This window comes from Duganella sp. AC237, from assembly GCF_979254035.1.
The window spans coordinates 1,629,416-1,649,802 of the sequence record NZ_CEEDEW010000003.1; the positions used below are offsets into that span (position 1 = coordinate 1,629,416).

Genomic DNA, 20,387 nt, shown 5'->3' on the forward strand with positions numbered 1-20,387 from the left:
GACAGCTCGCGCCGGAGAGGCTAGTGCGAGCCGTGGAGCAGTCATGATGCCGGGGGGGCGTTAGACCTTGTCGCCTCCATGCTTGCGGCGCGCGGCCATGCCCATGCCGGCCGTGACTCGCTCCCGAGCGCGAAGATTGCGCTATCATCCGGCCCGCAAACTGTGGTAATGTTGCCGCTCTCATCTCAATGATTGCGCAAACATGTCCGTCTCGAAGATCAAGGGATTACGCTGGTGGATGATCAGTCTGATCATGCTGGGCGCGGTCATCAACTACCTGACGCGCAGCACCTTGGCCGTCGCCGCGCCCACCTTGCTCACCGAGTTGGGTATCACCACCAAGGAATACTCGTACATCACGGCCGCCTTCCAGGGCACCATCATGTTGCAGCCTTTGTGCGGCTACATCCTCGACGTGATCGGCTTGAAATGGGGCTTCGCCATGTTCGCCGCCGCCTGGTCGGTCATCTGCATGATGCACGGCATGGCCACCAACTGGCAGACGCTGGCCGCGCTGCGCGCCCTGCTGGGGTTGGCGGAGGGTTCGGCCAATCCCGCCGGCATGAAGGCCGTGTCCGAATGGTTCCCGGCCAAGGAGCGGGGCCTGGCGGGCGGCATCTACAACGTCGGCGCCTCGTTCGGCTCCATGCTGGCGCCGCCGCTGGTGGTGTGGGCGATCCTGTATTACAACTGGCAGTCCGCTTTCGTCATCACCGGCGCGCTGGGCCTGGTGTGGGTGGCGGCCTGGCTGCTGCTGTACGACGCGCCGGCGCGCCACCGCCGCCTGTCGTCCGCCGAGCGGGAGCACATCGCCGCCGGCCAGGAAAAACACCTGGAAGGCGACGGCAAGCGCCCGTCCATCGTCAGTATCCTGAAAATGCGCAATTTCTGGGGCATCGCACTGCCGCGTTTCCTGGCCGATCCGGCCTGGGGCACGCTGTCGTTTTGGGTGCCGCTGTACCTGACGACGGTGCGCCATTTCGACCTGGCGCAAATCGCCATGTTCGCCTGGCTGCCGTTCCTGGCCGCCGACCTGGGCTGCATGTTCGGGCCGGTGGTGGTGCTGGCGCTGCAAAAGCGCGGCGTGCGCCTGATCAACGCGCGGCGTGGCGCCTTCACCCTGGGCGCCTGTATGATGATGGGTGTGGCGTTCGTCGGCTTCGTCGACAGTCCCTACGCCGCGATCGCCTTGCTCAGCCTGGCCGGCTTCGCGCACCAGACCTTGTCCGTCACCGTCATCACGATGTCGTCCGATCTGTTCCGGCGCAACGAGGTGGCCACGGTCGCCGGCATGTGCGGCACCTTCGGCAACCTCGGTCTGCTGATCTTCTCGTTGCTGATCGGCGGCCTGATGGCCACCGTCGGCTACACGCCATTTTTTGTCAGCCTGGCCGTGCTCGACCTGGTGGCCGCCGTGCTGCTGTGGACGCTGGTGCGTGAACCGGCGGCGACGATCCCAGAACCCCTCATCATCAAATCAGCATGATCCAGAATCCCATCCTGCCCGGCTTCAATCCCGACCCGTCCATCGTGCGGGTGGGGGACGACTATTACATCGCCACGTCCACCTTCGAATGGTATCCGGGCGTACAGATCCACCATTCGCGCGACCTGGTCAACTGGCGCCTGCTGTGCCGCCCGCTCTCGCGCGCGAGCCAGCTCAACATGCTGGGCGCGCCCGATTCCTGCGGCGTTTGGGCGCCATGCCTGACCTATGCGGACGGCTTGTTCTGGCTGATCTACACCGACGTCAAGCGCTACGGCCGCACCTCCACCGGTGGCGCGGCGGGCAGCGCTTCGCTGCGGGACTTCCATAATTATCTGGTGACCAGTCCGGCCATCGACGGTCCGTGGTCCGATCCGGTTTATCTCAACAGCAGCGGCTTCGATCCGTCGCTGTTACATGACGACGACGGCCGCAAGTATCTGCTGAACCAGCTGTGGGACCACCGGCCGGGCGGCAACCGTTTCGCCGGCATCGTCGCGCAGGAGTATTCGGTGGCGGAAGGGCGTTTGGTCGGCCGCCGCGAGAACATCTTCAAAGGCACGGCGCACGGGCTGACCGAAGCGCCGCACCTGTACAAGCGCGACGGTTATTACTATTTGCTGACCGCCGAGGGCGGCACCGGCTGGAACCATGGCGTGACGATGGCGCGGGCGCGCGAGCTGCACGGCCCGTATGAGCTGCATCCCGACCAGACCATCCTCAGTTCGCGCCACCGGCCCGATGCCGGGCTGCAGCGCGCCGGCCACGCCGACCTGGTCGAGACGCAGGATGGCCAGACGTATATGGTGTATCTGTGCGGCCGGCCGCTGCGCAATCGCGGCACCTGCACGCTGGGGCGCGAGACCGCGATCCAGCCGGCGGTGTGGGGCGACGATGGCTGGCTGCGCACGGCGGACGGGCAGGGGACGGCGCAGCTTGAGGCCGCCGCGCCGGGCTTGCCGCCGCATCCGTGGCCCGTGGAGCCGGTCCGCGAGGAATTCGATGCGCCGCAATTGCCGCTGGCCTTCCAGTGGCTGCGCACGCCTTGGCCGGAGGAGCTGTTCAGCCTGACCGCGCGGCCCGGCCATTTGCGTTTGTATGGCCGCGAGAGCCTGGGCAGCCAGTTCCGGCAGGCGCTGGTGGCGCGCCGCCAGCAGTCTCACTGTTACAGCGCCTCCACCGTGGTCGATTTCGAGCCGGAGCATTACCAGCAGCAGGCCGGGCTGGTCTGTTATTACGGCGGCGCCAAGTTCCACTATCTGTACATTACGCACGACGAGGCGGTCGGCAAGCATTTGCGTGTGATGACGAGCCTGCCCAACCATGTGCAGACGGATACCTTCACCGCGCCGATCGCGCTGCCTGCGGGCGTGCCGGTGCGGCTGCGGGTGGAGGTCGACGAGGAGCGGCTGTATTTCGGCTACCGGATCGCGGATGGCGACTGGCAGTGGCTGCCGCAGCAGTTCGACGCAAGCATCTTGTCGGACGAGGCCAACGCGCCAGGCCAGCCCAACTTCACCGGGGCGTTTGTCGGCATGGCGTGCCAGGACATGGCCGGCAGCGGCATGCACGCGGATTTCGATTATTTCGACTATCGGGAGCGGCCATATTGCGTCGCCCCGACGCGCCCCGCAACGCTTAGTCGATGAACGACACCAGCGCCGGCACCACCTGTTCCGGCGCCTCGTCGATCAGCCAGTGGCCGGAGCCCTTGATGATCAGGCTTTGCACGTTGGTGGCGTAGAGCTTGGCCTGGTTGCCGACGAAGGCGCCGGCCGACTTCTCGCCGCCGATGGCCAGCACCGGCATGGTCAGCTTGGTCTGGCTCATCGGACCGAAATCGGCGGCGTCCTTTTCGAAGTCGCTGAAATAGGAGAAGCCGGCGCGCATGCCGTCCGGCTGCGCGTACGCGGCCGTGTACAGCTTGCGGTCGGCCTCCTTGATCGACTTGCCCTTGTCGGCCGAGAAGTCGTTCCAGAAGTGTTCGAAGTAGATGCGCTCGCGTCCCTTGACGAGCGCCAGCGGCGTGTCGCCGTAGAAGTGGAAATGCCATACCGCCTGCGCCGGGAAGGCGGTGCGCCACTCGCCGACGCCCGGCACGAATGCGTCCATGACGACCAGGCGGCTGGTGTCGGCCGGGAACTGCGCGGCGTAGCCGTAGGCCACCATCAAGCCGATGTCGTGGCCGACCACCGCCGCCGGCCCGCTGCTGACCGATTTGACCAGTTCATGGATGTCGACCGCCATGGTTTTTTTGTCGTAGCCGCCGGCCGGCTTGTCCGAGCCGCCGGCGCCGCGCAGGTCCGGCACGATGACCGTATGCTTCTTGACCAGCTCGCGCATGGCCGGTCCCCACATGTGGCCCGTTTGCGCGTAGCCGTGCAGCAGGACCACCGGCGTGCCCTGGCCGCCGATCTTGTAGTGCAGGCGCACGCCGTTGACGGTGGCGTACTTGTCGCTGAAGCCGGGCACCGGCGTGTCGATGGGCGCGGCGGCCAGGGATGCTTGGGCGGCGAGGACCAGCACGGCGGCGGCCGCGCCGCGCAGGGCGAGGCTGTAGTGGGGGAAGAGGCGGTTCATGGTGGGCTCCTGGAATGCCGACGGTTCTGGATGCCGGCGGCGGGTGGATGGATGCCGTGACGGATTGCGTCGCCGCGGCGCTGAGACGGCACAGCGTATGCCGGCGCGCGGCGCCGGCCTACACCCGAAAGAGTGAGGCGCCGCCACCGGCGCGGCCAATATCATTCGTTCGCTTGGTGATTTTCGCAATTGCGGCGGCTCTTTGCTGCTCGCAGAATAGGTGAAAATACTATCGCTACGAGACAGCTTAATGACGATCACCCATCGGCGGACCTTTGCCGCCATCGCGCTCGCCTGGGCCGCCCAGGCAGGCGCAGCCGCGCCGACCAACGAACTCAATATTTACAGCGCCCGCCCGCTCGGCTCCTTACAGGCCGCCGTCGCCGATTCCGATACGCAAAAAACGCTTGAGGGCGCCAGTGCCGTCATCGCGCCCGCCAACAAGTCGCCGAACGGTAGCGTAACTGTCAGCAAGTCCGGCATGAAGAAGGCCGATGACGCGCTGACCTTGCAATGGAAGGACACCTGGTATGCCAGCCTGCGCATCGATGGCGGCAAGCAGCCGCTCGACCTGCGTCCCTACATGGCCAAGGGCGTGCTGGCGCTGGACGTCAACGTCAAGGAATTGGCCAACGGCGGCATCAATTTCAAGGTCGGCTGCGGCGAAAATTGCGAGCGCGGCGTGCCATACGTGCTGCCGGGGCGCGAGGCGGCGGGCAAGGGCTGGCGGCATCTGGTGTTTGCGATGAGCTGCTTCGCGCGCGACGGCGACGATTTCAGCAGGGTGGCGCGGCCGTTCGCGGTCGAGGGTACCGGCACCGGCGAAATCGCTGTCGCCAATATCAAGATCCTCAGGAGCGGAAAACCGAACGCCAGCTGCCCGGACTACAAGACTGTATCGGTCACGCCGGAAAAGTTGAACGAATCGTGGTCGATCGGTTGGTGGACGCCGCGCCACGAGAAGAAGCTGGAGGAGGCCAAGGCGCTGGGCAAAAAGAACCAGATCGTTTTCATCGGCGACTCCATCACCGAGGGTTGGGAAAAGAGCGGCGCGCCCGTGTGGGAGCGCTATTACAAACAGATGAACGGGCTGGCGCTGGGTTTCGGCGGCGACCGCACCGAGAACGTGCTGTGGCGCCTGCAGCATGGCGAGGTCGATGGCATCGCGCCCAAGGTCGCGGTGCTGATGTTCGGCACCAATAACACCGGCCACCGCCAGGAGGATCCGAACACCACGGCCGCCGGCATCAAGCGCAATATCGAGGAGTTGCGCCGCCGCCTGCCGGAGACCAAAATCCTGCTGCTGGCGATCTTCCCGCGCGGTGAAAAGCCGAACGACCCGCTGCGCCGGATCAACAACCAGGTCAACGCCATCATCGCCGGCTACGCCGACAACGAGAAGGTTTTTTTCGCCGATTTCAATCAGCAGTTCCTGGCGCCGGACGGCACGCTGTCGACCGACATCATGCCGGACCTGTTGCATCCGAACGAAAAGGGCTATGAAATCTGGGCCAGGGCGCTGGCGCCGGAGCTGAAAAAGCTGATGCCGGCGGGCGAGGGTTCCGCGCAACCGTATGCATGGCAGCCGGTGGCCATTGGCGGCAGCGGTTTCGTCTCCGGCATCATCACCAGTAAAACCGAGAAGGGGCTGATTTATCTGCGCACCGACGTCGGCGGCGCCTACCGCTGGGACGCGCCGAACAAGCGCTGGATCGCGCTGATGGACTGGGTGTCGGACCGCGAGACCGGCCTGTTGGGCGTGGAGTCGATCGCCATCGATCCGGGCACGCCGGGCCGGGTGTACATGTCGACCGGTATCGAATATCTGAACGGCGGCGCCAGCGCGATCCTGAAATCGTCCGACTACGGCAAAACCTTCACCAAGATCGACGTCACCCGGCAGTTCAAGGTGCATGGCAACGGCATGGGGCGCGGCAACGGCGAGAAGCTGCAGGTCGATCCGGCCAACGGCAAGATCCTCTACATCGGCACCCGCGCCAACGGCATGTTCAAGAGCGTGGACGAGGGCCTGACCTGGCGCCGTCTCGATGGCCTGGACGTGACCACCACGCCGGTCAACAAGAACGGCGTCAGTCTTGTCGTCCTCGATCTGTCCAGCGTGAAGGATGGCGCCACGCAGCGCCTGTTCGCGGGCGTCTCGCGCTTCGGCAAGGACGGCGCCAATATGTATGTGTCCGAGGACGCCGGCAAGACCTTCAGCGCAATGACCGGCGGCCCGTCCAAGCTGATGCCGCACCGCGCGGTGCTGGCCGGCGGCAAGTTGGTGGTGACGTTCGCCAAAGGCGCCGGTCCCTGGGGCGATGTCGCCCATGGCGAGGGCCTGGAGGAGGGCGGCGTGTGGCAGTACGATGTCGCCGCGAAGATGTGGACCGATATCTCGCCGCCGCTGAACCGCGCCTACGCCGGCATCACCGTCGATCCCGGCAATCCCAAACGCATGGTGGTCACCACCATCAGCTACTACCGCAACCAGACCAACGCGATCCGCGACCAGTTCTTCGAGACGCTGGACGGCGGCAAAAGCTGGAAGAGCATCGTCGACCAGGGCGTGAAGATCGACGCCAATGGCGTGAGCTGGATCGCCGGCAGCTTCATACACTGGGCGGCCAGCGTGGAATTCGATCCCTTCGACACGAAGAAGCTGATGGTCGTCTCCGGCAACGGCATCTTCAATTCGACCGACATCAACGCCTCGCCGGCGATCTGGAAGTTCGAGGACGAGGGCCTGGAGGAGTCGGTGCCGCTCAACCTGGTCAGCATCCCTGGCGGCCCGGTGATTTCGGCGATCGGCGACTATGACGGCTTCCGCCACACCGATCCGACCAAATATTCGCCGATCCACACGCCGACCATGGGCACCACCTGGGGCCTGGACTACGCGGCCGGCAATCCCAACGTGGTGGCCCGCGCCGGCAGCGCCATGTACATCTCCCACGACATGGGCGTGAGCTGGAAGAAGACCGCGGCCATGCACGGCACCAAAGGCCAGCTGGCGCTGAGCGCCGACGGCAAGACGATCGTGCACAGTCCTGAAAAATCGGACACCAGCTACGTCAGCACCAACGGCGGCGATAGCTGGAATCCGGTCAAGGGCCTGGGCGGCGCCCGTCCGGTGGCCGATCCGGTCGACGCGAAGAAGTTTTACGCCATCGGCGGCGACCGTGTGCTGGTGAGCAGCGACGGCGGCGCCAGTTTCGCCCCCGCCGGCGCGCTGGCGTCGGCCAAGCGCACCCGCGCGGTGCTGCGCGCGGCGCCGGGGCGCGAGGGCGACATCTGGGTGCCGCAATACGACGCCGGCCTGGCCCGCTCGACCGATTCCGGCAAGAGCTTTAGCAGTCTGCCGGGCGTCGGCTACGCGGCGGCGGTAGGTTTCGGCAAGGCCGCGCCGGGCGCCAATTATCCCGCCGTGTATATCTGGGGCACCGTCGGCGGCGTGCGCGGCGTGTTCCGTTCGACCGATAGCGGCGCCACGTGGCTACGTATAAATGATGATGATCATCAATACGGCGGTCCGGGCGATGCCCAATTCGTTATCGGTGACATGAATACTTTTGGCATCGTTTTCATGAGTACGGCCGGCCGAGGCATTGTATTTGGGAAACCTACCCCTCTGACAGGAGAAAAATAGCCGAATAGATGGCTTCATTTACAGACGGGAACGTCTTTTTCATCTAAATCGTGACGGAATCATGCCACAATACAAATCGCATCCCAGAGAGGGTGCGATGAGACGAGCCGTTTCCGATTGAGGTAGTTGAAGATGCCGATGAAGTCCCACCGTATTGCGCTGTTATTTAACGCAAACAAGATTTTTGACCGCGAAGTCATCGCCGGTATTGCCGCGCATTTAAGCAGCACCCGCGCGTCCTGGGATCTGTTCCTGGAGGAAGACTTCCGCCTGCGCCTGCCGGGCATCGAACACTGGCAGGGCGACGGCATCATCGCCGACTTCGACGATCCGGCCGTGGCCGCCGCGCTGGCGCGCACCCGCATCCCGGTGGTGGCCGTGGGCGGCTCCTACGCCAGCGAAACCAACTACCCGACCGGCGTGCCCTATGTCGCGACCGACAACTTCAAACTGATTAAACTTGCCCACGATCATCTAATCGAGGCCGGGCTGCGCCATTTCGCCATGTTCAGCCTGCCCGAAGCGCAGGAAAACCGCTGGGCGCAGGAGCGCGAGAACGCCTTCCGCAAACTGATGGCCGACGACAAGATGGAGCCGCAGATTTATCGCGGCCTGGGCACCAGCGCCGCCTCGTGGGACGAGGCGGTCGAACAGCAGATCAAATGGCTGCATAGCCTGCCCAAGCCGGTCGGTATCATCGCCGTCACCGACGCCCGCGCGCGCCAGCTGCTGCAGGCCTGCATCATGGCCAATATCGAGGTGCCGGAGCAAGTGGCGCTGATCGGCATCGACAACGATCCACTGGCGCGCATGCTCACCCGCATTCCGCTCAGTTCCGTGATCCAGGGCGCCCAGGAGATGGGCCGCACCGCCGCCCACCTACTGGACCAGATGCTGCACGGCGTGCGCTTGCAGGGCACGCGCGTGATGGTGCCGCCGGTCGGCATCAACGTCCAGACCTCCACCCGCCACGAGGCGCCCAAGCATCCGCACGTGATGCGCGCGCGCCATTTCATCCGCCAGTACGCCTGCCAGGGCATCAAGACCCACCAGGTGGCGGAGTATGTCGGCATTTCGCGCTCGTCGCTGGAGTCGTACTTCCGCCAGGAGCTCGATTGCAGCGTGCACGACGTGATCCTGCGCTTCAAGCTGGACGCCGCCACCGAGCGCCTGGCGCGCGGCGACAGCAGCATCGCCGAGGTGGCGCTGACTTGCGGCTTCACGTCTGTCCAGTACATGCACGCGGTGTTCAAGCGGGAGCTGGGCTGCACGCCACGCGCCTACCAGGACCGCATGCTCAAATGTCCGGAGGCGGCTGAAGCTGTCGAACCACCGTTGCGCAGCGTCGCCTGAAACCCGCACCCCATGAGAGGGGTCGTACCCCTTGGGGTACGACCCCGCCGCGGATCGCCGTGCGGGTTTAACGTATTTGACCAAAATACGCGTAAATCATGACCGTGCTTGGTGGTTTTCGTAATTGCCCCCACCCCTGAATAAGGTGAAAATCTCCCACGCAGTTTGCTAGCCTGCCTGGAGAGAGAGACCTTGGAAAATAATATAAATTCGATGCTGCCGGACGATGTGAGCCGCGCAGTGCTGGTGGGACGTGTATGGCGTGATGGCGTCATCAATGGTCCTTGTGTGGTCGCCGTACGCAACGGCGAGGTGTTCGACATCACCGGCCACGCCCCGACCATGTCCGATTTGCTGGAGCGCGACGACGCGCTGGAAGTGGCCCGTTCCGCTCCCGGCGAATCGCTCGGCCCCGTGCAGGCCTTGCTGGAAAACGCCATCGGCGCCGCCGGCGACGGCATCCCGCGCCTGCTGGCGCCATGCGACCTGCAGGCGATCAAGGCCTGCGGCGTGACCTTCGCGGTCAGCCTGCTGGAACGCGTGATCGAAGAGCAGGCCGCCGGCGACCCGTCGCGCGCCAACGCCCTGCGCGCCGAAATCCAGACCATCATCGGTTCCGACCTGTCGGCCATCCGTCCGGGTTCGCCGGAAGCGGCCAAGCTGAAGTCGGACCTGATCGAGCGCGGCCTGTGGTCGCCGTACATGGAAGTCGGTATCGGCCCGGACGCCGAGGTGTTCTCCAAGTCGCAGCCGATGTCCGCTGTCGGCGTGGGCGCCGACGTCGGCCTGCACCCTGATTCGAAGTGGAACAACCCGGAGCCGGAGATCGTCCTGGCCGTCAACAGCCAGGCCAAGGTGCTCGGCGCGACGCTGGGCAACGACGTCAACCTGCGCGACATCGAAGGCCGCAGCGCGCTGTTGCTGGGTAAAGCGAAAGACAACAACGGTTCGTGCTCGATCGGCCCGTTCATCCGCCTGTTCGACGAACACTTCACCATCGACACCATCCGCAACGCGGAAGTGAGCATGCTGATCGAAGGCCAGGACGACGACTTCCGTCTGGCCGGCGCCAGCCGCATGCGCGAAATCAGCCGCGATCCGCTGGACCTGGTCAGCCAGGTGTGCGGCCGCCACCACCAGTACCCGGACGGCTTCATGCTGTTCCTCGGTACGATGTTCTCGCCGATTAAAGACCGCGACGCCGTCGGCGGCGGTTTCACCCACCACCTGGGCGACCGTGTCAGCATCTCGACGCCTTCGCTGGGCGCCCTGGTCAACCACGTGCAGCGCAGCGACCAGATCGCACCGTGGACCTACGGCGTGCGCGCGCTGATGAACCGTGCCCGCGCTTCCGCTCCAGTGGCCGCGAAACCGGCTACGCAGACCAAGCCGGAACAGGCGATCTATCCCAGCCTGGCCGGCAAGCGCGTGGTCGTCACCGGTGGCGGCAGCGGCATCGGCGCCGGCATCGTCGAGGCATACGCTCGCCAGGGCGCTCGCGTGACCTTCCTCGATATCGCGGAAGCCGATTCGCGCGCGCTGGAGGCGACCTTGTCGACCCTCGCCGTGCCGCCGAAGTACCTGCACTGCGACCTGACCAATCTCGACGTGCTGGCCAAGACCTTCGCCGACATCGGCACCGTCGATATCCTGATCAACAACGCCGCCAACGACGACCGCCACAACCTGGAAAACGTCACCCCTGAATACTGGGAAGGCCGCATGGCGGTCAACCTGCGCCACCAATACTTCTGCGCCAAGGCCGTGGCGCAGGGCATGCGCGAGCAGGGCGGCGGCGTGATCCTGAACTTCGGTTCGATCTCGTGGCACCTGGCGCTGCCGGACCTGACCCTGTACATGATGGCCAAAGCCGCCATCGAGGGCATGACCCGCGGCCTTGCGCGTGATCTTGGACCTGATAATATCCGTGTCAATTGCATTATTCCTGGTGGCGTACGCACGCCGCGCCAGGAAGCGCTGTGGCACACGCCGGACGAGGAAGCTCGCATCCTGGCCGGCCAGTGCCTGAAAAAGCGCGTGCAAGTGGACGACGTGGCGGCGATAACGCTGTTCCTTTCCTCGGACAGCGCCTCGGCGTGCTCCGGTCGTGAATACTTCGTCGACGCCGGCTGGTACGGCGCATAAAGATATGGGTAATGACATGAACAACCAGCAGCCACGCCGCTACCGCTCGCAAGACTGGTTCGACAACCCGGACCACATCGACATGACCGCGCTGTATCTCGAGCGCTTCATGAACTACGGGATCACGCCGGAAGAGCTGCGCTCGGGCCGGCCGATCATCGGCATCGCCCAAAGCGGCAGCGATATCAGCCCGTGCAACCGCATCCACCTGGAACTGGCCAAGCGCGTGCGCGACGGCATCCGTGATGCCGGCGGTATCGCGATGGAATTCCCGCTGCATCCGATCTTCGAAAACTGCCGTCGTCCGACGGCGGCGATCGACCGCAACCTGGCCTATATGGGCCTGGTCGAGATCCTGCACGGCTATCCGATCGACGCCGTGGTCCTGACCACCGGCTGCGACAAAACCACGCCGTCGCAGATCATGGCCGCATCGACCGTGGATATTCCCGCCATCGTGCTGTCCGGCGGTCCGATGCTGGACGGCTGGTTCGAAGGCGAACTGGCAGGTTCCGGCGCGGCGATCTGGAAAGGCCGCCGCCAGCTGGCCGCCGGCACCATCGACAACGAAAAGTTCCTGCAGATCGCCGCCGCTTCGGCGCCGTCGGCGGGACACTGCAACACCATGGGCACGGCGTCGACGATGAACGCCATCGCCGAGGCGCTGGGCATGTCGCTGACCGGTTGCTCGGCGATTCCGGCGCCTTACCGCGAACGCGGCCAGATGGCGTACGAAACCGGCCGCCGCATCGTCGAGATGGCAAAGCTGGACATCAAGCCTTCTTCGATCCTGAACCGCGACGCCTTCCTCGACGCGATCGTGGTCAATGCCGCCATCGGCGGTTCGACCAACGCGCAGCAGCACATCGTCGCGATGGCGCGCCACGCCGGCGTCGAGCTGCATTCGAGCGACTGGATGGAATACGGCCACAAGGTGCCGCTGCTGCTGAACATGCAGCCGGCCGGTAAATTCCTCGGCGAGCGTTTCCACCGCGCGGGCGGCGTGCCGGCCGTGATGTGGGAGCTGGAGCAGCAGGGCATGTTGCGCTCGGACCGCGCCACCGTCACCGGCCGCACCATGCGCGACAACCTCACGGGCAAAGAGACGCAGGACCGCGAAGTGATCTTCCCGTTCAACGCGCCGCTCAAGGAGGATGCCGGTTTCTTCGTCTTGAAGGGCAACCTGTTCGACTTCGCCATCATGAAGACCAGCGTGATTTCGCCGGCCTTCCGCGAGCGCTATCTGAGCAAGCCGGGCCAGGAGAATGTGTTCGAGTCTCGCGCCGTGGTGTTCGACGGCTCGACCGATTACCACAACCGCATCAACGATCCGGCGCTGAACATCGACGAGGACTGCATCCTGGTCATCCGTGGCGCAGGCCCGGTGGGCTGGCCCGGTTCGGCCGAGGTGGTGAACATGCAACCGCCCGATGCGCTGGTCAAGCGCGGCATCAACTGGCTGCCGACGCTCGGCGACGGCCGCCAGTCCGGCACCTCGGACAGCCCGTCGATCCTGAACGCGTCGCCGGAAAGCGCCGTCGGCGGTGGCCTGGCGTGGCTGCGCACCGGTGACATGATCCGCGTCGACCTGAACGCCGGCACCTGCAACGCGCTGGTGCCGGAAGCGGAATGGGAAGAACGCAAGAAGGGCGCGCTGCCGGCCATCCCGGCCAGCCAGACGCCTTGGCAGGAGATTTATCGCAGCACCGTGGGCCAAATGGAAAACGGCGCATGCATGGAACTGGCTGTACCATACCGGGGCGTGGCGGATAATCCGGCCCGGCATAATCATTAGGAACACTATCTGTAAAAACAGGCATAGACCTGTACGGTAACGAGCTAGAAATGTAGGGCCTGTGTCAGGCAAAACGGCATTCGAATCAGGAGACGAAACAAATGAAGAAATTACTGAGTGCGGCCGCCATCGCGGTCATGATGGTGTGCGCCGGCGGTAACGCCATGGCGGACGCCAAGAATCCTAAAATCGGCTTTTCCATCGACGACCTGCGCCTCGAGCGCTGGGCGCGCGATCGCGACTACTTCGTCGCCGCCGCTGAAAAGCAGGGCGCCAAAGTCTTCGTGCAGTCGGCCGACGCCAGCGAGCAGCGCCAGATCGCCCAGATCGAAAACCTGATCTCGCGCGGCGTCGACGTGCTGGTCATCGTTCCCTACAACGCCACGGTGCTGAACAACGCCGTCAAGGAAGCGAAGAAGGCCAAGATCAAGGTCGTCTCGTACGACCGCCTGATCCTCAACGCCGACATCGACGCCTACATCTCCTTCGATAACAAGGCCGTGGGCGAAATGCAGGCGCAGGGCGTGGTCGCCGTCAAACCGAAGGGTAACTACTACCTGCTCGGCGGCGCGCCAACCGACAACAACGCCAAGATGCTGCGCGAAGGCCAGCTGAAAGTGCTGCAGCCGCTGATCGATAAGGGCGACATCAAGGTCGTCGGCAAGCAGTGGGTCAAGGACTGGAATCCGGCCGAGGCGATGTCCATCGTGGAAAACGCGCTGACCGCCAACGGCAACAAGCTCGATGCGGTGGTCGCCTCCAACGACGCCACCGCCGGCGGCGCGATCCAGGCGCTGGCTTCGCAAAAGCTGGACGGCAAAGTAGCCGTCTCCGGCCAGGACGCCGATCTGGCCGGCGTGCGCCGCGTCATCGCCGGCACCCAGACCATGACCGTCTACAAGCCGCTCAAGCTGATCGCCACCGAGGCGGCCAAGCTGTCGGTTCAACTGGTGCGCGGCGAAAAGCCGGGCTTCAACTCGAAGTACCAGAACGGGTTCAAAGAAGTCGATACGCTGCTGCTGAAGCCGACCATGCTGACCAAGGCGAATATGGATGTCATCGTTGCCGACGGCTTCTATACCAAGGCCCAACTCGCGACCGCGAAATAATCGCCGCTTCATGAAGACCGGGGCGTCGTCCACGCCCCGCCGTGCGTTCGCACTGTCTTTCGCCACGCCCCGTTCCGCTGATTGTGCAGCGGCTTGCGCGTGGCGAGTTCCACCACCTCTGCGAGAACCAGTATGTCCGGCTATTTGCTAGAAATGAAGGGCATCGTCAAAAAATTTGGCGGTGTTCCGGCGCTCGACGGCATCGACCTGCAAGTCAGGGCCGGTGAGTGCATCGGCTTGTGCGGCGAGAATGGCGCCGGCAAGTCGACCCTGATGAAAGTGCTGTCCGCCGTCTACCCGCACGGCACCTGGGACGGCGAGATCCTGTTCGACGGCAAGCCGCTGCGGGCACAGTCGATCCGCGAGAGCGAGGCCGCCGGCGTCGTCATCATCCACCAGGAACTGATGCTGGTGCCCGAGCTGTCCGTCACCGAGAATCTGTTCCTCGGCAACGAGATCACCCTGCCGGGCGGCCGCATGGATTATTCGGCCATGAACCAGCGCGCCGAGGCGCTGCTGAAAGAATTGAACCTGAACGACGTCAACGTGGTGCTGCCGGTGTCGAACTACGGCGGCGGCCACCAGCAATTGATCGAGATCGCCAAGGCGCTGAACAAGAATGCGCGCCTGCTGATCCTGGACGAGCCGTCGTCGTCGCTGACGACGTCCGAGATCCAGGTGCTGCTCAATATTATCCGCGGCCTGAAGGCCAAGGGCGTGGCCTGCGTCTACATCTCGCACAAGCTCGACGAGGTCGAGGCGATCTGCGACACCATCGTCGTGATTCGCGACGGCCAGCACATCGCCACCACGCCGATGGACAAGATGGACGTCAAGCAGATCATCGCGCAGATGGTCGGCCGCGAAATGAACCAGCTGTATCCGACCCTGGAGCGTACGCCCAGCGAGGAAGTCGTGTTCGAGGCGCGCAATGTGATTTGCTACGACGTCGAGAAGCCGGAACGCAGGAAGGTCGACAACGTCTCCTTCGCGCTGCGCAAGGGCGAGATCCTCGGCATCGCGGGCCTGGTCGGCGCCGGCCGCACGGAGCTGGTGTCGGCGCTGTTCGGAGCCTATCCGGGCCGCTCGGAAGCCGAGGTCTGGCTCAACGGCGCAAAGATCGACACCAGCACGCCGCTCAAGGCGATCCGCGCCGGCCTGGCGCTGGTGCCGGAGGACCGCAAGCAGCACGGCATCGTGCGCGACCTGGACGTCGGCCAGAACATCACCTTGTCGGTGTTGGGACGCTTCTCGAACTTCACCCGCATCGACCGCGAGGCTGAACTCAAGGTGGTCAGCGAGGAGATCGCGCGACTGGGCCTGAAGACGGCCAGCCCGTTCCTGTCGATTACGTCGCTCTCGGGCGGCAACCAGCAGAAGGCGGTGCTGTCGAAGATGCTGCTGACGCGCCCCAAGGTGCTGATCCTCGACGAGCCGACGCGCGGCGTCGACGTCGGCGCCAAGTTCGAAATCTACAAACTGATGCTGGAATTGGCCAGCCAGGGCGTCTCCATCATCATGGTGTCGTCCGAACTGGCCGAAGTGCTGGGCGTGTCCGACCGCGTGCTGGTGATGGGCGAGGGCAAACTGCGCGGCGATTTCGTCAACCAGGACCTGACCCAGGAAACGCTGCTGTCGGCGGCACTCGATCATTCGTGATGACTTATCTGTGAACTCCATGAAAACCATAAATCTCAAACAGCTCTTCACGCAGTACAAGATCCTCGCGCTGCTGATCGCCATCGCCATCATCTGGGCCTTCTTCAGCTGGAAGACGGAGGGCGGCTTCATCTCGCCGCGCAACCTGTCGAACCTGATGCGCCAGATGGCCGTCACCGGCATCGTCGCCTGCGGCATGGCGTTCGTCATCATCGCCGGCGAGATCGACCTGTCGGTCGGCTCGCTGCTCGGCCTTTTGGGCGGCGTGGCGGCGGTGCTCGACGTCACCCACCACCTGCCGCTGCCTGCCACCGTCGCGGTGGTGCTGGCCTGCGGCCTGGTGCTTGGCCTGTTCAACGGCTACCTGACGGCCTATAAGCACATACCGTCGTTCATCGTGGGCCTGGGCGGCATGCTGGCCTACCGCGGCATCGTGCTGGGCGTGACCGACGGCGTGACGGTGGCGCCGGTGTCCGAACCGCTGGTGCACCTGGGCCAGGGCTACCTGTCGCCGCAAATGGGCGTGGTGCTGGGTGTCGGCCTGTTCATTCTGGGCGCGGTGCTGACCTGGCGCCAGCGCGCGAGCCTGGCCCGCCATGGCCTGCCGGTGCCGGCGATGTGGCGCGACGGTTTGCGCCTTGCGGCCATCGGTGTGGTGTTGTTCGCTTTCGTGCGCACCTTGAACAGCTACGAGGGCATTCCGCTGCCGGTGCTGTTGTTGCTGGCGTTGCTGGGGATCTTCAGCTACGTCGCCACGCAAACGGTGTTCGGTCGCCGCATCTACGCGGTGGGCAGCAACATGGAGGCGACCCGTCTTTCCGGCGTCAACGTGCAAGCGGTGAAGCTGTGGATCTTCGGGATCATGGGTTTGATGTGCGCGCTGGCCGGCTTGATCAACACGGCCCGCCTGGCGGCAGGTTCGCCGTCGGCCGGCACCTCGGGCGAACTCGATGCGATCGCGGCCTGCTTCATCGGCGGCACCTCGATGCGCGGCGGCTCGGGCACCGTGTACGGCGCCTTGATCGGCGCGCTGGTGATGGCCAGCCTGGATAACGGCATGTCGATGCTCGACGTCGACACCTACTGGCAGATGATCGTCAAGGGCTGCATCCTGACCTTGGCGGTGTGGGTCGATGTGGCGACGCGTTCGGGCCGCCGTTGAATTTGAATACCAAGCCGGATAGCTGAGTCCGGTTTCAGCAATAACACGCGGCCCGCAACGACGGGCCGCGTTGTCGTTTACAGCCGTTTTTTGCCTGCGAGTTTTTGTAAGAGTTTGTTTAAAGTACGAGACGCTTGCGGATTATCATTCCGCCGCTTGGTGAATTTCGCAATTGCCACGCTTTTACGTAACTTGCAAAATGTTTGCATATCATCGTGTGGCCTTGGCACCCCGCCAGTTCAGCCAGAACGAAAAAAAATATCAAAGAGCGAGACGTATCCATGAAGATCGAAAAACCGCGCCTTGTGGCGCCTGCGGGCGTCGTTCGTCCCGCGTCCGGTATCACCCACCCCAGGCCAGTCCCAAGTGCCCCTGAAAAGCACCAATAACAAATAGCCTGAGAGCTATGAAAAATTCATATACCTTTTGGAGAGCATAACATGAAACAGTTTAAAAAAACAGCAATCGCTTTGGGCCTGGCCCAAATGGCGATGATGGCCAGCAGTGCTTCGCACGCGCAGACCGCCCCGGCGCCCGCCGCCCCGACCACCACGCCGGCCGCCGAGCCGGTGGCGGTGGTGATCACCGGCCAGCGCGCGGCGCTGCAGTCGGCCCAGAAAATCAAACAGAACTCCGACGAGGTGGTCGATTCGATCGCCGCCGACGACATCGGCAAGCTGCCGGACCGCTCGGTGACCGAGGTGCTGCAACGCGTTGCCGGCGTGACCATCGACCGCACCATGTCCAAGAGCGATCCGGAGCATTTCTCGGTCGAAGGCTCGGGCGTATCGATCCGTGGCCTGAGCTATGTGCGCTCCGAATTGAACGGCCGCGACTCGTTCTCCGCCAACGGCGGCCGCTCGCTCAACTTCGGCGATGTGCCGCCGGAGCTGCTGGCAGGCGTCGACATTTACAAGAATCCGTCGGCCGAACAGACCGAAGGCGGCATCGGTGGCCTGGTCAACCTGCGCACCGCTATGCCCTTCGATTACAAGGGCTTCCATGGCGCCGTCTCCGGAGAGACCACCTATTCGGAGCTGAAGAAGGGTAAGAAGTCGCCGTCGTATTCCGGCCTGGTGTCGAACCGCTGGAAAACCCCGTTCGGCGAAATCGGTGCGCTGGTCGACCTGGCCTACTCGGAAAGCGGTACCCGCACCGACGCGCTGCAGGTCGAGCCGTACTACCCGTTCGTCGACGCCAACGGCAAGACCACCTATGTGCCGAAGGGCGCGCAGTGGCGCACCTTGCAATTCGACCGCAAGCGCGAAGGCGCGTACGGCGCATTGCAGTGGAAACTCGACAGCACTTTAAGCAGCTCGCTGACGTACTTCAAATCGAAGTACAAGATGACCTGGGACGAGCAGGCGATCTTCTCGGCGGCGAACGTTTCGAGCCTGGGCGTGAGCAACGGCGTCTATGATGCGAACGGCCGCTTCATGTCCGGCACCCTGACCTCCACCGGTGGCATCGATTTCGGCAACGACAACCGCACGGCGACCCGCAATTCGGACACCACCGACATCTCGTGGAACCTGCGTTGGCGTCCAAGCGACGCCTGGACCGTCACCACCGATGTGCAGCGCATTCGCGCCAACACCGACAGCCTCGATTCGACCGTGGCCACCGCCGTCAAGATGCCGTCGCAGAAGCTCGACCTGACCGGATCGCTGCCCAACCTGATCTTCAACGACGCCGACCGCGCCGCGCTGCTCAACCCGGCCAACAACTACTGGAACTTCACCCAGGAGCACCTGGACCGCAGCAAGGGCAAGGAAACCGCATGGCGCACCGACGCCACCTACTCGTTCGACAATCCGGTGCTGCGCGACTTGCGTTTCGGCGTGCGCCTGACCGACCGCGACGCGGTGACGCAAAAGTCCAACCCGGACTACAACTGGGCCGCCATCTCGGCGCCATGGCAGGTCGGCACCGGCGCCGGCCAGATCACGTCCGAGGCGTTCCTGAGCGATCCGCGCTTCGCCGGCAACACCACCATCAAGAACTTCGATAATTTCTTCAACGGCAGAATGAGCATGCCGTCGCTGATCATCCCGGCCAGTTCGACGTCGGCGGGTTATCCGAACAGCTACGCCGCCTTGCACGCCTACCACGACCTGCTGTGCGCGCAGCCAGGCACCTGCACTCCGTGGAAAGCGGCCACCTTCGGCACCGATCCGGCAGGCACCAACCAGCAAAGCGAGAAGACCCAGGCCGCCTACGGCCAGCTGCGCTTCGGTTGGGACGAGCTGAAGTTCCCGATCGACGGCAACGTCGGTCTGCGCTACGTGAAGACCGATTCGAAAGCCGCCGGCTACACCGTGTACAACCCGCCGTCGGGCCAGCCGGCGCCGGGCAGCTACACCGGCGAGACGATCCCCGTGATCGCCGCGTACGCGCAGGCGCAGACCTTCGAGAACCGTTATCACAACTTCCTGCCTAGCCTGAACCTGCGCCTGAAGGCCACCGACGCGCTGCAGTTCCGCTTCGCCTTCGCTTCGGCGATGTCGCGTCCCGACTTCGATCAGCTGCAGGCATACACTTCGCTGTCGACCGGCTACAACACCACCACCATCGGCGGCGCGACCAACGTTTCGAACGTTAGCCTGAGCGGCACCGCCTCGGGCAACCCGAACCTGCGTCCGACCACGTCCAAGCAGCTCGACCTGACCGCCGAATGGTACTTCTCGCCGGTCGGCTCGCTCACGCTGGCGGTGTTCAACAAGCGGCTGAAAGACATCATCGTCAACCAGACCTACAACTTCGCGCTGCCGGACATCAATGGCAACCTGCAGAACTTCGCGGCCACCGGTCCTATCAACGGCGCCCGCGGCCATGCGCGCGGTTTCGAGCTGGCCTACCAGCAGACCTTCGACAAGCTGCCAGGCCTGTTGTCCGGCCTGGGCGTGCAGGCGAACTTCACGTTCGTCGACAGCAAGCGCGATCTGTACAAGAACGTCTTCTCGGAGTACTGCAGCAGCGATTCGTCGGCCGCCAACGTCAACCTGAACATCAACGGTTGCGACACCAACGGCCGCACCTTCGGCAACCTGCCGCTGGAGAACCTGTCGCGCCAGTCGTATAACATCGCGGTGATCTACGATCAGGGCCCGTTCTCGAGCCGCCTGGCGTACAACTGGCGTTCGAAGAGCTTGCAAGGCGTGAACGTCAACGGCACCAAGGGCACCGATGGCGTGGACACCAATCCGGCCAGCGCCACGCCGGGTGCGCGTAACATCGTATGGGGTCTGCCTACCTGGGCCGACGCCTACGGTCAGCTCGACGGTTCGATCAACTACAAGATCAACGACAACCTGTCGCTGGGCTTCGAAGCGCAGAATCTGACCAACGCGCAGTTCAAGCAGTTGATGCAGCAGACGACCGGCATGAACGGCCGCGCGTGGTTCGTCACCGGCCGCCGCTACACCGCGCAACTGCGCTACACGTTCTAA

Annotated in this window: 11 protein-coding genes; 10 read left to right on the forward strand and 1 reads right to left on the reverse strand. The window is 64.1% G+C overall.

Features of this window, described 5'->3' with window-relative positions; all coding sequences use genetic code 11:
• Positions 1-202 precede the first annotated feature (202 nt).
• Complete coding sequence (locus tag AC0IYS_RS07605) at positions 203-1,486, forward strand: MFS transporter (RefSeq protein WP_471704595.1); 1,284 nt, start codon at positions 203-205, stop codon at positions 1,484-1,486.
• On the forward strand, positions 1,483-3,135 hold the full coding sequence (locus AC0IYS_RS07610) for a glycoside hydrolase family 43 protein (RefSeq protein ID WP_471704596.1): 1,653 nt from the start codon (positions 1,483-1,485) through the stop codon (positions 3,133-3,135). The genes AC0IYS_RS07605 and AC0IYS_RS07610 overlap by 4 nt, the downstream gene beginning before the upstream one ends.
• Here the strand turns inward: AC0IYS_RS07610 and AC0IYS_RS07615 are convergent.
• Positions 3,125-4,066 (reverse strand): alpha/beta fold hydrolase, encoded by a 942-nt coding sequence (locus AC0IYS_RS07615; protein WP_471704597.1) that lies wholly within the window; start codon positions 4,064-4,066, stop codon positions 3,125-3,127. The genes AC0IYS_RS07610 and AC0IYS_RS07615 overlap by 11 nt on opposite strands.
• A 250-nt stretch (positions 4,067-4,316) precedes the next feature.
• On the opposite strand from AC0IYS_RS07615, the gene AC0IYS_RS07620 reads away from it, so the two are divergent.
• The 8 genes from AC0IYS_RS07620 to AC0IYS_RS07655 all read left to right on the forward strand — a co-directional run bounded on the left by AC0IYS_RS07620 (position 4,317) and on the right by AC0IYS_RS07655 (position 20,387).
• Complete coding sequence (locus AC0IYS_RS07620; RefSeq protein ID WP_471704598.1) at positions 4,317-7,715, forward strand: GDSL-type esterase/lipase family protein; 3,399 nt, start codon at positions 4,317-4,319, stop codon at positions 7,713-7,715.
• Positions 7,716-7,853: 138 nt separating this feature from the next.
• The gene (locus AC0IYS_RS07625) at positions 7,854-9,068 is read left to right on the forward strand and encodes a XylR family transcriptional regulator (RefSeq protein WP_471704599.1); all 1,215 of its coding nucleotides are present in this window, start codon (positions 7,854-7,856) and stop codon (positions 9,066-9,068) included.
• Positions 9,069-9,260: 192 nt separating this feature from the next.
• The gene (locus AC0IYS_RS07630) at positions 9,261-11,213 is read left to right on the forward strand and encodes an SDR family oxidoreductase (RefSeq protein ID WP_471704600.1); all 1,953 of its coding nucleotides are present in this window, start codon (positions 9,261-9,263) and stop codon (positions 11,211-11,213) included.
• Between the two features lie 4 nt (positions 11,214-11,217).
• The gene (locus AC0IYS_RS07635; RefSeq protein WP_471704601.1) at positions 11,218-13,008 is read left to right on the forward strand and encodes an IlvD/Edd family dehydratase; all 1,791 of its coding nucleotides are present in this window, start codon (positions 11,218-11,220) and stop codon (positions 13,006-13,008) included.
• Between the two features lie 101 nt (positions 13,009-13,109).
• Positions 13,110-14,117: a D-xylose ABC transporter substrate-binding protein gene (gene xylF / locus AC0IYS_RS07640; RefSeq protein ID WP_471704602.1), complete on the forward strand. Its 1,008-nt coding sequence runs from the start codon at positions 13,110-13,112 to the stop codon at positions 14,115-14,117.
• A 132-nt stretch (positions 14,118-14,249) separates the two neighbouring features.
• Positions 14,250-15,776, forward strand: coding sequence for a D-xylose ABC transporter ATP-binding protein (gene xylG / locus AC0IYS_RS07645; RefSeq protein WP_471704603.1), 1,527 nt, complete (start codon positions 14,250-14,252; stop codon positions 15,774-15,776).
• 19 nt (positions 15,777-15,795) lie between these two features.
• A complete protein-coding gene (locus AC0IYS_RS07650) occupies positions 15,796-16,938 on the forward strand; it encodes a sugar ABC transporter permease (RefSeq protein ID WP_471704604.1) in 1,143 nt (380 codons plus the stop codon).
• 440 nt (positions 16,939-17,378) lie between these two features.
• Positions 17,379-20,387, forward strand: a complete 3,009-nt coding sequence (locus AC0IYS_RS07655; protein ID WP_471704605.1) for a TonB-dependent receptor — start codon at positions 17,379-17,381, stop codon at positions 20,385-20,387.

What these genes read in the sequence shown, in the direction of transcription:
- AC0IYS_RS07605 (WP_471704595.1), top strand. Translation starts at nt 203, where the DNA reads ATGTCCGTCTCGAAGATCAAGGGATTACGCTGGTGGATGATCAGTCTG.
- AC0IYS_RS07610 (WP_471704596.1), top strand. Translation starts at nt 1,483, where the DNA reads ATGATCCAGAATCCCATCCTGCCCGGCTTCAATCCCGACCCGTCCATC.
- AC0IYS_RS07615 (WP_471704597.1), bottom strand. Translation starts at nt 4,066, where the DNA reads ATGAACCGCCTCTTCCCCCACTACAGCCTCGCCCTGCGCGGCGCGGCC.
- AC0IYS_RS07620 (WP_471704598.1), top strand. Translation starts at nt 4,317, where the DNA reads ATGACGATCACCCATCGGCGGACCTTTGCCGCCATCGCGCTCGCCTGG.
- AC0IYS_RS07625 (WP_471704599.1), top strand. Translation starts at nt 7,854, where the DNA reads ATGAAGTCCCACCGTATTGCGCTGTTATTTAACGCAAACAAGATTTTT.
- AC0IYS_RS07635 (WP_471704601.1), top strand. Translation starts at nt 11,218, where the DNA reads ATGGGTAATGACATGAACAACCAGCAGCCACGCCGCTACCGCTCGCAA.
- xylF (WP_471704602.1), top strand. Translation starts at nt 13,110, where the DNA reads ATGAAGAAATTACTGAGTGCGGCCGCCATCGCGGTCATGATGGTGTGC.
- xylG (WP_471704603.1), top strand. Translation starts at nt 14,250, where the DNA reads ATGTCCGGCTATTTGCTAGAAATGAAGGGCATCGTCAAAAAATTTGGC.
- AC0IYS_RS07650 (WP_471704604.1), top strand. Translation starts at nt 15,796, where the DNA reads ATGAAAACCATAAATCTCAAACAGCTCTTCACGCAGTACAAGATCCTC.
- AC0IYS_RS07655 (WP_471704605.1), top strand. Translation starts at nt 17,379, where the DNA reads ATGAAACAGTTTAAAAAAACAGCAATCGCTTTGGGCCTGGCCCAAATG.